A 14948-nucleotide genomic window follows, 5' to 3' on the forward strand; every position below is an offset into this window, starting at 1 on the left:
GAGCAGGACCAAAAAAATTTCCCATGCACATGATTGAACACTCATTAAGTGCAATTTATGATATTGCCCATGGAGAAGGACTTGCAATTGTTGGACCTGCATGGATGAAGTATAAGGCAAAACATTCAACCACCAAATTTACCAAACTTGCAAATAATATTTTTGGCTTTAAATACCCTGATAAAAACTCCCAGTCAAAAGCTGTAATTGAAGCCTTTGAAACCTGGTTTAAAAAAATGGGAGCACCCACTCGATTATCCGAAGCTTCAATACCTGAAAAAGATATAGAAAAAATTACTGAAAATGCCCATTCTCTTGCAGTGAAATGGGGGCTTAAGGACTATACAAAGGAAGTTATCGAAGAAATATTAAGACTTTCAATCTAAAAAGTTTAACTTTTAAAAGAAGGGAATATAAAATGACTAAAGATTGTCTTTTTTGCAAAATTGCAAATAAAAAATTGGACACTGAATTTATTATTGAAAATGAAAACCTAGTTGTATTCAAGGATATTAATCCTCAGGCCCCTGTTCATCTTCTTATTGTTCCAAAGGAGCATATAAGAAGTATAAATGACCTTGAAAACAAAAATAAAGACATAATTGCAGAAATGATCTTTACTGCAAAAGAAGCTGCAAAACTTCTTTCAATTAATAAAAGCGGATACAAGCTCCAGTTCAATGTTGAAAAAGGAGGTGGCCAGGAAATATTTCACCTTCACCTACATCTTATAGGCGGCTGGTAGTTTTTTTGTTTTTAGCAAAAAATATGCCCTGGTCAAGTCCTGGGGCATATTTTTAATTATAACAGACTAAATTCATTGTAAATTTTTTAATTTAAAAAGTATGAAACTCTCTAATTAGATTCTAAACTAGAATTTCACCCCAGGAACTATCTTGCAATCAACCCTTTACCATTAGAGTCCTTCCTGGAAACAGCTTTTGAAATCCTAAGCTCCCTACCCTTTTTTACTCCCTTTTCATAAATATCTTTTCTAATTGTTCTTTTTCTGGATCTAGAACTTAAGTTTGGATAATACCACCCAAGATATTTTTTTAAATCAGGATCAGATAAAACAGCCACTGGAAGATTTTTTTCTGACCTTCTGGAAAAATTTTCAATATTTTGCTTAAGCTTTTCTGAAAACCCGTGGATTATTCCCACGGCAAAATCAGATTTTTTATATCTATTTAAACCTTTTGATTTATTAAAATCAGCCCAAACCCGGTCTATATATGAATTTAGATAATCATAAACATAAGAAGCTATTTCCACATTTGAAAATTTCCCTGAAATTTCCATGATTTTACCAGTTTTACCTTTTTCCTTTACAAAACAGGGAACCCATACCGGATAAACAAAATAAAACCTTGATAAAAGCCCGGCCAGATAATAATTTTCCTTAAAATGCCTTAAGCCTGGCTTTCCAAGAAAAACTGAAAAATACTCTTCTTTTTTTATATCTTTTTTGTCAAAATTATATTTTTCCATAAAATCATGGGCTTTTTTCATGGCAAGTTCAGCTTCATGGGCATTTGCACTTTGGGAAAGGGAAAAAAGTTTCCTGATTTTAGAAACCTGAGGATTTAAATTTGAACTATCTGTTTTGTCATTTAAAAGATCAAATCCTGCTTTTTTGGGTACCCTTAAAATTTCACAGGCTTTTTTAAAAGATTTACCATGGGGAGGCTCATTTTTTTGTTTAAGAACAGTATCTGCGTATTGGTGAGCCATTTCATGTTTTAAAACATGACGTACTTTTTCCCATGGTTCATCAAAGGCTAATTTTCTTTGAATAGAAATTTCATATTTTGAATAATCCCAAAGCCCGAGAAAAGAAGTGGAATCATTCAATGAAAAAACAGGACATTTAAAGCCTGGCTGGGAATCAGCACCATAAAAACTAGCAGTTGTTCTCCATTCTTCTCCAAGTCCTTTTAAAACAAATCTTTCAAATTCAATGTTTTTGTGCATTTTTCTACATATTGTAAAGTTTAGAACCAGGAATTACAGTAAAACCTTTATCCAAAAGAATTTCAATTGCTTTATTCAGATTATCAAATCTGAAAATCATCACAGCATTATCTTTGCTTTGGTGAACAAAAGCATACATATATTCCACATTTACATTTTCTTTTTCAAGATTTCTAAGAATTTTATAAAGACCGCCAGGCTCATCTGGAACTTCAACGCCTACAACCTCAGTTTCACCAACGGTAAGCCCTTTAATCTTAAGAATATTCTTGGCCTTTTCAGCATTATCCACAATCATCCTTAAAACACCAAAATCGGCTGTGTCAGCAATTGAAAGTGCCCTGATATTTATATTACCCTCTGCAAGAATTTTTGAAACTTCAGCAAGTCTTCCTATTTTATTTTCAAGAAAAATGGACAGCTGTTCTACTTTCATATTCATCTCCCGCATCTATTATGTTTAAAAAAAGCCTGATTTTAAAAATTTCTTTTGTCAATTACCCTTACTGCCTTTCCTTCACTTCTTTCAATAGATCTTGGTTCAACAAGCTTCACCTTTACTGAAACCCCAAGAGTTTCCTTGACATTATGGGATATTTTCTTTTCAAGACTTTGTAAAACCTTAACCTCATCTGAAAAAATACTTTCATTAACTTCAACCTTGACACTTAAAATATCAAGAGAATCTTTTCTGTCAACTTCAAGCTGATAATGGGGTTCAACTCCATCAATTCCCATAAGCACTGATTCAATCTGGGAAGGAAAAACATTTACCCCCCTTATTATAAGCATATCATCAGTTCTTCCGCTGACTTTTTCCATTCTCACATGGGTGCGCCCACAACGACAGGGCTCAGTTATCAGCCTTGTAATATCCCTTGTTCTATACCTTATCACAGGAAAAGCTTCTTTTGTAATTGAAGTAAACACAAGTTCTCCAGTTTCTCCAAGAGGAAGAACTTCACCTGTGTCAGGATCTATAATTTCAGGAATAAAATGATCTTCAAAAATATGAAGCCCATTTCTTACTTCAACGCATTCTACTGCAACACCAGGGCCCATAACCTCGCTTAACCCATAAATATCCACAGCCTTTAGACCAAGGTCCTCTTCAAGCTGTTCTCTCATTTTGGAAGACCAGGGCTCAGCCCCGAAAACTCCTGATTTAAAATCAAGAGTTCTAAAATCCACTCCCATTTCCTTAGCAACATCAGCAAGATGAAGTGTGTAAGAAGGTGTTGCTGTAAGTATAGTGGGTTTAAAGTCTTTCATTATTGTTATTTGCTTCTGGGTATTTCCTCCTGAAACCGGAATAACTGAAGCTCCAAGTTTTTCAGCTCCATAATGAACTCCAAGGCCTCCGGTAAAAAGCCCGTATCCAAAGGCATTATGAATAATATCGCCTCTTGAAGCTCCGGCAGCAGAAAGAGCTCTAGCCATCATTTCAGCCCAATTTTCAATATCTCTTTTTGTGTATCCTACAACGGTTGGCTTTCCTGTGGTTCCTGAAGATGCGTGTATTCTTACAACCTGATCCATGGGAACTGCAAAAAGCCCATATGGATAATTGTCTCTTAGATCCTGTTTTGTCAGAAAAGGAAGCCTTTTTATATCATCGAGTTTTTTAATATCTTCTGGAAGAATTTTTACTTCTCTGAACTTGTTCCTGTAAAAAGGAACAGTGGCATATACCCTTTCAACCACAGCTTGAAGTCTTTTTAGCTGTACAGCCTCAATGGCTTCCCTTGGAAGAGTTTCAAACTCCATATTGTAAATCATTTTCAAACCTTTCCTATACTATGACAGTGGGACTAAATTTTTTGTTCCACTTCTTAATCAAATTGCAATTTATATTAATGGATAGTTTTTTAGTTGAACCAAAGAAAATCAGATTTTCAATCAGTCGCCGACCAAGGCGGCAATTGCAGTTTTGCTCTAGTTTTGAGATTTATAACAATCACAAGCAAAAAGAGCAATAAATAATGAAAGACGAGGACAGCTAAAAAAAGCAGTTTTCTTTTTAAATCTTTTGGAGGAAAAATCTTTAGCAGATAAATATTTAAAAACACTGGCTTAAAAAATAAAAGCCGCAGAATTAAAACTGCGGCTTAAGAAAATAATTCAATCTAAATAAAACTTCAAATCAATGGGATCACCCTTTGATGCTGCCTTTAAATTCAGCCTTTCTTTTTTCCATAAATGCAGAAGTTCCTTCTTTTGCATCAGGACTATCCATACAAAGGGCAAAAGAATCAATTTCAATTTTACAGCCTGTGGCAAGATCAACATCCATTCCTGTATTAACTGCATACTTTGCAGCTCTAAGAGAAACTCTTCCCTTTTTCGCAATGGAAGAGGCAACTTTCATAACAGAATCCATTAGTTCTTCAAGGGGAACTACCTGATTAACCAGCCCAACATCTTTAGCTTCTGCTGCTGAAAGCATTTTCCCTGTAAATATCATTTCTTTTGCAAGGTTTTTACCAATAAGCCTTGGCAGTTTCTGGGTTCCACCAAATCCTGGTATTATCCCAAGGGTGATTTCAGGCAATCCGAATTTTGCTGTTTCAGAAGCATAAATAAAATCACAACTAAGAGCCATTTCACTTCCGCCTCCAAGAGCAAAACCATTTACTGCAGCAATAACAGGAATTGGAATTTCCTGGAGTCTTGCCATTACATCATGGCCTTTTTTGCAGAAAAATTTTGCTTCCAAGGCATTCAGCTTATTAATTTCAGTAATATCTGCTCCTGCAACAAAAGCTTTGTCACCAGCACCGGTAAGAACAAGAACCTTAACATCCTCATTTTGCTCTACTTCATCAAGAGCTTTGTCAAGCTCATCCAAAAGAGCTTGGTTAAGTGCATTTAACGCCTTTGGCCGATTAAATGTGATTTTTGCAATACTTTTTTCAACTTCAAGAATAATGTTTTCATAAGCCATGGAAAACTCCTTTAAATTTAAGTTATATGAATAAGCCTTGTTTTGTATCTTAAAAAATCAGCCTGATTTTAATCAAGAGCAAAGAATAGAAATTGATATGTAAAAGCTTTTAATTATTTAGGAACTAAGCTTATAAAACATTCAGTTCCAACTCTTAGTAGCTATGTTTTTTGTATCAAACACTGGTTAATATAGCAAATTGAAAAAATTAATTCTTGTATTTTTGCCTAATCTTACCTTAAATGCTAAATTAATTAAGTTTAGAAAACTCAAAGAGAATCTGGATACACAAAATGAATCTTGCCAAAATTTACCCTGAAATTAAAAAATCTATTGTTGCCTTTATTCCCAAATTTTCTTTTTTTCCTCACAATAAAAAGCCCAAACTTCCACCAATTCTTGGCACAGGTTTTTTTATAAATGACAAAGGACTCATAGCCACCAATGCCCACGTAGTTAATTCATTAGAAATGCTTAAACCTAAAAGCTCAAAAAACAATGACTTAAGCTATGAAGCCTGTGCTGTTTTATATTACAAAACCAAAAACTCAATAATTGATATAATTTTTGATCTAAAAAAAACCATCCTCCTTCCCGACCATAAAAACACAGGATATAAAAAACCTGATCTTGCTTTTGTTGAAGTAAACGTCAGGGACAATCCTTATCTTGAGCTAGAAGATGAAGATAATTTACTTAAAGAAGGTTATGAGATTGCTACATCAGGATTTCCAATGGGCCGTTACGCCCTTATGGGTCCTGGCGGACTTTTCCAAATTTCCCCCACTCTTCAAAGGGGAATTATAAGTGCAATCCTTCCCTATCCCAAAAAAAAACCAGATGCTTTTGCCATTAATATTATGACCCATGGAGGTGCCAGCGGCTCTCCTGTTTTTTCAACTGAAACTGGAAAAGTAAGGGGAGTTTTATTTTCCATCCTCACAGACACTTTATATTCAGAAAATAATTTTGCTTATACAATACCTACAAACATAAGTTATGCAGTTCCCTGTCATCATTTAAGACGGGAGCTGAAAATAATTGAAGAAAATATTGAATATTTTCCCAATAAAATAAAATTTAACAAATTTATAGAAAACAAGATTTAAAAGGACAAATAATGACTGTAAAAACAGGAATTGAAATTTTAAAAAACAAAACCCCTGCAGATCTGAAAAATAAAAAAATCGGACTGCTTGCCAACCCTGCATCAATCGACAAAAACTTTATTCATTCAAAAGAAATTGTTTCAAATATTTTCGGCTCAAACTTAAAAGCTCTTTTTTCACCTCAACACGGTTTTTTTGCAGAAAAACAAGACAATATGAAATTATCGGACGATTGTATTGATCCAGATCTTAAAACTCCTGTTTACAGCCTCTATGGAAAAACATTAAAACCCGGGCCGGAAATGCTTGAAGATATTGATGCCCTTTTAATTGATATTCAGGATGTTGGAACAAGGGTATATACATTTATTTACACAATTTCATTTTGCCTTGAAGCAGCAAAAGAACATAATATAAAAGTTGTAATTCTTGACAGACCAAACCCGGTTTCAGGCGAGCAGATTGAAGGGAATATTCTTGAAGATCAATATTCATCATTTGTGGGAAGGTATCCCATACCAATGCGACATGGACTTACCTGCGGTGAATTTGCCTCTTTTATTAATAATGAGTTTAATATTAATGCAGATCTTGAAATTATAAAAATGGAAGACTACAAAAGACAAATGTATTTTGAAGATACTGGTCTTCCCTGGGTATTGCCTTCTCCTAATCTTCCTACAATTCAGTCAGCTTATGTTTACCCTGGGCAGGTGATTTTTGAAGGCACCAATGTTTCTGAAGCAAGGGGAACTGCAAAGCCCTTTGAATTTTTTGGAGCTCCTTATATTGAACCAAAAAAACTTAAAGACTTTCTTTTAAAAAGATACGATTTAAACGGTGTTTATTTAAGAGAGGTAACTTTCCAGCCAACATCTAACAAATGGATGGAAAAACCCTGCCAGGGATTTCAGATTCATATAATTGATAAAAAAGCATATAAGCCTTATTTTTTAAGTCTTTGTATTTTGCAAGGAATTGCTGTTCTTTTTGAAAAAGACTTTAAATTAAGTCTGCCACCCTATGAGTTTGAGTATAAGAAAAAACCTTTAGACCTTATATTAGGAAGCAGAAACTTAAGGGAAAAAATAATTGAGAATAATGATCTCTACAAGCTGGAAAAAGAATATAAGGAAGGAACCAAGAAATATGAAGAAAGAATAAAACCTTATCTTCTCTACTAACAATTTTCTACTGACTATAAAAAATCAAAAAGGCGAAATTAGAATAAATATTTCGCCTTTTTACCTTAGACCAAAAAAACTATTTCCAAAACTTAAGCTAAATTAATTTTTTGCTTTAAGTTCTTCAAGTTCTTTTTCAAGATCAGCTATACGATCTTCGTCACTTGCCGGATCTACAGCTTCTTCTTCTTTCCAAACATCTTTAAGCTCGTCAAACCCAAGATAAAGAGCAAGACCACCGCCAAGCAAAAGCATAGCAGGAATTGCACCAGCCAAAAGACCTAGAAATTCACCAAACCAAACAGCAAGCCCGATTACGCCAAGCACTGCAGCAACTGCACCCCCAATAAGAGTCTTCATAAGAAACTTTCCTCCTTCTGATATAAAAATTTAGTTTTCTCTAAAAAAATTTCTTTTTTTATCAAAGTTAATAAACCAAAAACAAAACCAACAATCGTTTTTATCACAAAATCGCTATCACAAAGTATTGGTTCAGGCAAGAATATTTTTTCATAAAGTTGGAAAACATAGTATCTCAGTTTTGATTTTGGGACAAGGATTAGTTGCACCCGGGATTGTTCGACTCCTAAATTGAGCAAACAAGATAAGGATTGGCAAAAAACTATACCCTTATTTTAATCAAAAAAGACAAAAACTATTATTTAAGGTATTTATTGTTTTGAAATTTATACACCAAGCTAAAAGGACTAAAACCAAAGAGCCAAATGAAATTAAAATTGCATATAAACCCATATTTTGCTAATTCCAGCTTTCAAGGGATAGAAAATTAAAAAAAACACTTTCCCTATTTTAAAAGATTATAATAAAATAAACTTATATGGTTTCGGATAAAAAAGTTTTAGCTTATTATTTTAACAACCCTGCTAAAAAGTCCTCTTCCTTAATAAAACTAAGGTGGGGATGAATTAATTTTTTTTATTAGTACTTTATTCAGTTGAGAGAAATAATTATGATGATCAAAAAAACTTATATATATAAAATTTATTCAACTGGCTTGCAAAATTCTAATGATGAATGTGCTTCAGACTTAAACCTGCTAGAACTCCCTTCTGAATATTTTTTTCAGGAAGAGAGCATTCACACAACCTTAGCTCCTTACTAAACCCTAGTTTATATTTAATTTAAATTTCAGGATAAAAAATGAAAACAAAAATAAAAAACAAAAAAACATATTTTTTTTCATATCTCCCGGCTAAAAAAAGCCTTTTAGGAAAACTCACACTTAAATTCCTTTTCAGAGGAATCAAAACTGATACAAAAGAACTTGAGTATATAAACACTCAAAAAGATCCAATTCTTATATTTACTTCACAAAAGAAAAACACTTTTGCCTTTCTTTATTCTCAAGTAAATTATAAAAAACTTGGAATCAATCCCCCTGAAATCTTTTTTGATAATTCCTTTATTCTAAGCCAGTCAATTTCCAAATTTTTTAAAATTATTTACACAAACATTAGATATGTATTTACAAAATTCAAAATTCCATCTCCATACAAAAACAATATCTATGAAAATCTTCTTATAAAAAACAATAATTCAGGTTTTCTGGCTCTTTCAGAAACCCAGGGAATTTACAAATACTTTGTCAAAAAAAACCATGACCCTCTTGTTTTTCTTCTTGATATCCAGACAAAAACTGATCGCCCCATACTTTTAATCCCGCATTTTCTTTTTTTCAGTCAAAGACCTCCTAAAACAAACCCAAGCATAATTGATATGATTTTTGGAACCGAAGCTGAACCAGGAATTACAAGAAAAATTTATCAGCTTATTAAAGGGAATAAAAAAACTTTTATATCGTACTCAAAGCCTCTTAACTTAAAAGAATTTCAGGCAAAAAATGGTTTAATTTCAAAATCACTCCCTGATCAAGCTGTTGTTTTAAGAAGGGAAATTCAATCCGTCCTTTCCAAGCATAAACAAAGTATTTTAGGACCTACATTAAAAAATCGTGAAGAACTTATAGACAACATCCTTACCAACCCCAAAGTTCAAAAAATCATCCACGAATACAGCACAGAAACAGAAACTAAGCTTATAAAAGTTCAAAAAAAAGCTGAGGCTTATCTCTATGAAATTGCTGCAAATTACAGCATGAACTGGATCAAGGCATATGATGTAGTTTTAACCTGGATGCTTAAAAATATTTTTGAAGGAATGAATGTTGACACAAAAGGTCTTGAAAGAGTTAAGGAAATGGCAAAAAAAGGGCCGCTTATTCTTATTCCCTGCCATAAAAGTCACCTGGATTATCTTATACTTTCCTATCTTTTCCACCACAACCAAATGCCCTGCCCCCACATAGCCGCAGGGAAAAATCTATCATTTTGGCCCCTTGGAACAATATTTAGAGGAGGAGGAGCTTTTTTCATAAGAAGGACATTTAAAGGAGCAGAACTATACTCTAAAATTTTTTCAGCATATATTGAAAAAATTATTAATGAAGGATTTAATATAGAATTTTTCATTGAAGGAGGCCGAAGCAGAACAGGGAAACTTCTTAGACCAAAGTATGGAATTTTAACTCAGATAATTAATGCTTTTATCCAAAGCGAACAAGAGGATCTAATTCTTGTTCCAATTTATATAGGCTATGACAGAGTACTGGAAGAAAAATCCTATTTAAAGGAATTAAGCGGAGGCGAAAAAACGCCTGAAAACGTATCAGGGCTTTTCAAGGCAAGAAAATTCTTAAATAAAAAATACGGAAAAGTTTATGTTAATTTTAATGAGCCTTTATCCCTTAGAGAGCTCCTTGAAAGTTCAGGTTATACAAAAGACCCAGAATCAAAAAAAGAGCTGGTTCAAAGTATTGGCCTTGATATAATTGACAGAATTGGAAAAGTTTCTGTTGCAACACCCTATTCTGTTGTTGCTGCTGCTTTTCTAAACAATAGACAGCACACAATTACAGGAGACAAAATAAAAGAAATTGTAAAAACCTTTCTTACTTACCTTACAAACTCCAAAGCTGTACTTTCAGACACTCTTCTTGTAAATCCTGAAATTTCAGTAAACATTGTAATTGAAGCTTTCAAATCAAGGGGATTTATTGAATCCTCTGAAAAAGAAGAGCTAAACGAATTCATTCTTCCTGAATCCAAACGCTCTTTACTCGATTATTATAAAAACAACTCAATAATATTTTTTATTCCTGCGGCATACACAGCCCTTTCAATTATGGAGCTTGAAGCTTTCCAATTTTCAACCTCATCCCTTCACATGGGGTATGCAAAGTTTCAAAATCTTTTAGAAAAAGAATTTACTCCAGATCAGGCAAATTCACCTGATTTTATTGTCAGGAAAACAATAAAAAGTTTTATTGACGATGCAATTATAGTTCCCCACCAGTCTCTTCCTGATACCTATAATATAACAGCTCTAGGATACAAAAAATTAAAATCATTTTCAGCTTTTCTTTCTCCTTATCTTGAAGCTATTCGAGTAGTTTTAAACTTTTTCTTAAGATATCCTTCAGAAGATATTGAGTATAAAGAGGCACTTAAAAAAATTCAATCAATGGCATCAAGGCTTCATAAAAGAGGCGAGATAATTCTTCCTGAATCAATGTCTAAAATTAATCTTAAAAATGCATTAGACAAAGTTCGGTGTGAGGGAATAAAAGGCTCTGAACAAAAGGAAAAAATAAAAGAAATGATAAAAGAAATTCAAACTTATATTAATATAATAAACGGTTAAAAACCGGGGAATTAAATGAAAGCTTTTATTCTTGCAGCAGGTTTTGGAACAAGACTTCTTCCACATACCAAAAAAATTCCAAAACCTCTTTTCCCCCTTTACGGGACACCACTTATAAAACGGATAATAAATTCCCTTGAAAGCTCCGGTTTTTCAGAAATTTATATAAATACCCATCACCTTAACTTGCAAATTGAAAAATATTTTGAATCTGAAAAATTTCAGGCAAAAATAAATCTTATCCATGAGCCTCAAATATTAAATACAGGAGGAGGTATAGGAAATATTTTTAAGTTCATGGATAACAAACCCTTTTTAGTTGTCAATTCTGATATATTTACAAATATTGATTTTAAAAAAGTTTATGATTTCCATTTAAACACAAAAGCAATGGCAACTCTTTGTCTTTTAAAAAACAGGTTTAATAATGTTGAAATTGAAAACTGCTGTATAAAAAAATTTAATAAAAATTTTTCTGAAAAAAATTATACATTTACAGGAGTTCAGGTGATTAATCCAAGTGCAGAAAAGTTTTTTAAAATAAATGAAACAAGTATAGATGCCTATAAAAAAATGATGGCTCAAGGCCTTAAAATAAAGGCTTTTATTCCTGAAAATTCAACTTTTTTCAATGACCTTGGAACAATAGAAAGCTTTAAAAATCAAAGCCTTGAAATTTTGCTTAAAAACTTAAAAACAAATGACTTTCTAAAATATAAATTAGAAAATCTCAAAGGTGATGGTTCGGACAGAAAATGGTCAAGAATAACAGGAAAAAACAATAGTCTAATTCTTGCTGATCATGGAATAAATACAGAAAATGGAAAATCCCAGGTAAAATCTTTTGTAAAAATAGCTCGTCATCTTGAAGAAAAAAATATTAAAGCCCCAAAAATAATTTCCTTTGATTATTTTTCAGGTCTTGTTTTAACTGAAGACTTAGGAGATGAAAGACTGGAAGATTATATAAAAAACATTCCAGATGAACAAAAAATAAAAACTTTTAAAAAGGTAATTAAAGAACTTATAAACTTTTGCATTCAAGGTAAAAAAGATTTTAAAGATTCAATGACTTATCAAACAAATTTTTATGATAAACAAATGTCTTTTACAGAATGTCTTTATTTTAAAAATGAATTTTTAAATAATTATGCAAAAATAAACTATGATGAAAATAAACTTTTAAAAGTTTTTGATTTTATATCTTCAAAAGCAGTAGAAAAACCTTTTACAGGTCTTATGCACAGGGATTTCCAGTCCAGAAATATAATGATAAAAAATCATATACCTTATTTTATAGATTTTCAGGGAGCAAGAACAGGACCTTTTCAATATGACCTTGCTTCTATTCTAATTGACCCATATCTTGATCTTGATTTTGAAATTAAAAATCAACTTTTAAATTTTGCTGTAAATGAAATAAAAATTGATAAAGATTCAATAAAAGATTTTATAAACAATTATAAATATTGTGCCCTTTCAAGAAATCTGCACATACTTGGAGCTTTTGCATTTTTATCACTTAAAAAAAATAAATCTTATTTTGAAAACTATATTCCACCAGCTTTGAAATCTTTAAATGATACATTAAAGTCTATTGAAGCTGATGAAATTTTATATTTAAAAGAAATTGAATTAACATATCAAGGAGCTTAAAATGGAAAAAATAAATTTAATGATAAACGGAATACCTGGAAATGTTGCCAAAAATATTTTAGAGCATCTTGACCCAGATGTTTTCAATCTTGTTGAAGCCTCACTAACAGGCCCGGATGTAAAAGAAGATTTTTTTGAATTTAAAAACAAAAAAATTAAACTTTTAAAACCGGATTCAAGGGATGAAAAAATAAAAGAAATCCTTGAAAAATTTAAAAATATAATTGCAATCGACTATACCCACCCTACTGCTGTTAACGAAAATGCAAAGTTTTATGTAAAACATAAAATCCCTTTTGTAATGGGAACCACAGGAGGAAACAGGGAAGAACTTGTAAAAGCAGTTGAAAAAAGTGAAATTCCTGCAGTAATAGCTCCTAATATGGCAAAACAAATTGTTGGATTTCAGGCAATGATGGAATTTGCTGCAAATAATTTCCCTGATCTTTTCAAGGGATATTCCCTTGAAATAAAAGAAAGCCACCAATCTGGAAAAGCAGATACAAGCGGAACTGCCAAAGCAATGGTAACTTATTTTAAAAAACTTGGACTTAATTTTGACACTGAAGAAATTAAAAAAGAAAGAAATAAAGATATTCAGGAAAATGAGTGGAAAATTCCAAAAGAGCATCTTGAAGGTCATGCCTGGCACAAATATTCCCTTGTATCAGATGATAAAAGTGCAAAATTTGAATTTATCCACAATATAAATGGCAGAGATATTTATTCCAGGGGAACCATTGATGCTGTTTTATTTTTGAATAAAAAAATCAAAGAAAACTTCAAGGGTAAAGCTTTTACTATGATTGATGTTTTAAAAGGATAGATTAAATTTCATAGATTATTTGATAAGTCAAAGCGGGTGAAAGCGGGGTCGGACCAAAACAAAACATTGAAATAATTCAATAAATATAACAAAAGCAATCTTTTTCTAACCTTAGAAGGCTTTTTTTACCCCTAATAAAGCTATTCTAAGGTAAAGAAAAGAAAGATTATTTTCAGATATTTCTAAAAGAAGATGAGAATGATTATCCATCAGGCAGTATGCATGAAGTTGGTAATATAATCTTTTAAAAGCATTAAAAGTAACTTTCTGACCCCTAGTTTTTTATTTTTTCAAAGACTTGAAAAAACTATCATCAAAATCCAGAGGACTTTTCTTTTCCCTGATAGTTATGGATTGAACTGTGTGTGTATAAATCATTGTAGTGTGTATATTGCTGTGACCGAGAAGCTCCTGTATGGTCCGCAAATCCACATTTGCAGCCAAAAGATGACTTGCAAATGAATGGCGGAAAGTGTGGGCAGAGGCACGTTTTATAAGTTTAGATTTTCTTACTCCCATCTTAATAGCCTTTTGAACATGGGTTTCGTGAAGATGATATCTCCTTAACTCTTTAGAATCCGGTACAAGGGTAAGTTCTTTTGAAGGGAAAAACCACTGCCATGAAAGCTCCTTTGCTGCACCCGGATACTTACGTTCAATTGCAGAAGGCAGAAAAACTCCTGCATAACCGGCATCAAGATCTTTTTCATGCTTTTCTATAACAAGATTAACATGTTCCCTGAGCTCATGTTCCAGTTTTTCGGGTATTGGAACAGTACGGTCTTTCTTTCCTTTTCCATCATGAACAGTCAGAATCATTGCATCAAAATTAAAATCCTGAGCTCTTAGCTTCATGCACTCCGACAGCCTGAGTCCGCATCCATAGAGAAGTTTAACCACAAGGTCATAAGGATATCTGAGATTTTTTATAACCTTAAAAACCTCTTCTCTTGAAAGCACTACAGGAATGTATGGTTTTCTTTTTGCTCTTACAACACCTTCCAGCTTGCCAAATTCCTTATGAAGAACATGACGGAAAAAAAATAAAAGACCATTAAATGCCTGATTCTGGGAAGATGCAGAGACCTTTCTTTCAACTGCAAGAAAGGTGAGAAACTTTTTAATATCTTCTGCCTCCAGTTTTTCAGGATGCTTCTGGCGGGTAAAATAACGAAGCTTTTCAGCCCATAGTGTATATGCTTTAAGTGTTTTTGGAGAATAATGCCTCACTTTTATTTCTTCACTCAGGTTTGAAAGAGCCTGATCCCATGGTAACTCAAACTGACTTTCCTCAATTTTATGGGAAATATCCTGAGATTGATTAAAAAAACATGTAACTGAATTGCCGCCGTCTGTTTTAATAAAATTTTCTGTTTGTTCAAAACCTTGTGAGGCAGCTGAGTTTTCTGAAAAATTATCCATAAATATGCCGGAATGATAAATTTTTACAGCATGCTCTGCCTGATTAATCTGTGCTGGTGTCTGATTCTTTTTTCTCAATTTTTCAGCAAACATAATCAGACTTTTTGAATCTT

13 protein-coding genes are annotated in these 14948 nt (G+C 32.6%); 7 read left to right on the top strand and 6 right to left on the bottom strand.

Annotation, left to right across the window (positions count from 1 at the left end):
* The coding region (locus RBR53_11845; GenBank protein ID MDY0133343.1) for an iron-containing alcohol dehydrogenase at positions 1-386 on the top strand (386 nt) is incomplete at its 5' end.
* 32 nt (positions 387-418) lie between these two features.
* Complete coding sequence (locus RBR53_11850; GenBank protein ID MDY0133344.1) at positions 419-745, top strand: histidine triad nucleotide-binding protein; 327 nt, start codon at positions 419-421, stop codon at positions 743-745.
* 146 nt (positions 746-891) lie between these two features.
* Here the strand turns inward: RBR53_11850 and RBR53_11855 are convergent, their stop codons facing one another.
* The 4 genes from RBR53_11855 to RBR53_11870 form a co-directional block, all read right to left on the bottom strand.
* Positions 892-1974 (bottom strand): DUF2786 domain-containing protein, encoded by a 1083-nt coding sequence (locus RBR53_11855; protein ID MDY0133345.1) that lies wholly within the window; start codon positions 1972-1974, stop codon positions 892-894.
* A gap of 4 nt (positions 1975-1978) precedes the next feature.
* Positions 1979-2410: an ACT domain-containing protein gene (locus RBR53_11860; protein MDY0133346.1), complete on the bottom strand. Its 432-nt coding sequence runs from the start codon at positions 2408-2410 to the stop codon at positions 1979-1981.
* A 41-nt stretch (positions 2411-2451) separates the two neighbouring features.
* Positions 2452-3753 carry a phenylacetate--CoA ligase gene (locus RBR53_11865; GenBank protein MDY0133347.1) on the bottom strand — a complete coding sequence of 434 codons (1302 nt, stop codon included), beginning with the start codon at positions 3751-3753 and terminating at the stop codon, positions 2452-2454.
* Between the two features lie 373 nt (positions 3754-4126).
* Positions 4127-4918, bottom strand: a complete 792-nt coding sequence (locus RBR53_11870; protein MDY0133348.1) for an enoyl-CoA hydratase-related protein — start codon at positions 4916-4918, stop codon at positions 4127-4129.
* A 293-nt stretch (positions 4919-5211) separates the two neighbouring features.
* Between RBR53_11870 and RBR53_11875 the strand changes: the two genes are divergently transcribed.
* Positions 5212-6027, top strand: coding sequence for a serine protease (locus tag RBR53_11875; protein MDY0133349.1), 816 nt, complete (start codon positions 5212-5214; stop codon positions 6025-6027).
* Between the two features lie 11 nt (positions 6028-6038).
* Positions 6039-7211 carry a DUF1343 domain-containing protein gene (locus RBR53_11880; protein ID MDY0133350.1) on the top strand — a complete coding sequence of 391 codons (1173 nt, stop codon included), beginning with the start codon at positions 6039-6041 and terminating at the stop codon, positions 7209-7211.
* Positions 7212-7313: 102 nt separating this feature from the next.
* Here RBR53_11880 and RBR53_11885 read toward each other — a convergent pair whose 3' ends face one another.
* Positions 7314-7571, bottom strand: a complete 258-nt coding sequence (locus tag RBR53_11885; protein MDY0133351.1) for a hypothetical protein — start codon at positions 7569-7571, stop codon at positions 7314-7316.
* Between the two features lie 801 nt (positions 7572-8372).
* Here RBR53_11885 and RBR53_11890 point away from each other — a divergent pair.
* Genes RBR53_11890 through dapB form a run of 3 tightly spaced genes read left to right on the top strand, consistent with a single transcriptional unit; the run spans position 8373 to position 13413 of the window.
* The gene (locus RBR53_11890; GenBank protein MDY0133352.1) at positions 8373-10931 is read left to right on the top strand and encodes a 1-acyl-sn-glycerol-3-phosphate acyltransferase; all 2559 of its coding nucleotides are present in this window, start codon (positions 8373-8375) and stop codon (positions 10929-10931) included.
* A gap of 15 nt (positions 10932-10946) precedes the next feature.
* On the top strand, positions 10947-12587 hold the full coding sequence (locus tag RBR53_11895) for a sugar phosphate nucleotidyltransferase (protein ID MDY0133353.1): 1641 nt from the start codon (positions 10947-10949) through the stop codon (positions 12585-12587).
* A 1-nt stretch (position 12588) separates the two neighbouring features.
* Positions 12589-13413 carry a dihydrodipicolinate reductase gene (gene dapB / locus RBR53_11900; protein MDY0133354.1) on the top strand — a complete coding sequence of 275 codons (825 nt, stop codon included), beginning with the start codon at positions 12589-12591 and terminating at the stop codon, positions 13411-13413.
* A 282-nt stretch (positions 13414-13695) separates the two neighbouring features.
* On the opposite strand, the gene RBR53_11905 is transcribed toward dapB, so the two are convergent.
* Positions 13696-14948 (bottom strand): integron integrase (locus RBR53_11905; protein ID MDY0133355.1); only part of this gene is annotated, 1253 nt, incomplete at its 5' end.

Source organism: Desulforegulaceae bacterium (assembly GCA_034006035.1).
Lineage (GTDB): Bacteria > Desulfobacterota > Desulfobacteria > Desulfobacterales > JACKCP01 > JACKCP01.

What these genes read in the sequence shown, in the direction of transcription:
- RBR53_11855 (MDY0133345.1), bottom strand. Translation starts at nt 1,974, where the DNA reads ATGCACAAAAACATTGAATTTGAAAGATTTGTTTTAAAAGGACTTGGA.
- RBR53_11870 (MDY0133348.1), bottom strand. Translation starts at nt 4,918, where the DNA reads ATGGCTTATGAAAACATTATTCTTGAAGTTGAAAAAAGTATTGCAAAA.
- dapB (MDY0133354.1), top strand. Translation starts at nt 12,589, where the DNA reads ATGGAAAAAATAAATTTAATGATAAACGGAATACCTGGAAATGTTGCC.
- RBR53_11885 (MDY0133351.1), bottom strand. Translation starts at nt 7,571, where the DNA reads ATGAAGACTCTTATTGGGGGTGCAGTTGCTGCAGTGCTTGGCGTAATC.
- RBR53_11895 (MDY0133353.1), top strand. Translation starts at nt 10,947, where the DNA reads ATGAAAGCTTTTATTCTTGCAGCAGGTTTTGGAACAAGACTTCTTCCA.
- RBR53_11865 (MDY0133347.1), bottom strand. Translation starts at nt 3,753, where the DNA reads ATGATTTACAATATGGAGTTTGAAACTCTTCCAAGGGAAGCCATTGAG.
- RBR53_11890 (MDY0133352.1), top strand. Translation starts at nt 8,373, where the DNA reads ATGAAAACAAAAATAAAAAACAAAAAAACATATTTTTTTTCATATCTC.
- RBR53_11850 (MDY0133344.1), top strand. Translation starts at nt 419, where the DNA reads ATGACTAAAGATTGTCTTTTTTGCAAAATTGCAAATAAAAAATTGGAC.
- RBR53_11875 (MDY0133349.1), top strand. Translation starts at nt 5,212, where the DNA reads ATGAATCTTGCCAAAATTTACCCTGAAATTAAAAAATCTATTGTTGCC.
- RBR53_11880 (MDY0133350.1), top strand. Translation starts at nt 6,039, where the DNA reads ATGACTGTAAAAACAGGAATTGAAATTTTAAAAAACAAAACCCCTGCA.
- RBR53_11860 (MDY0133346.1), bottom strand. Translation starts at nt 2,410, where the DNA reads ATGAAAGTAGAACAGCTGTCCATTTTTCTTGAAAATAAAATAGGAAGA.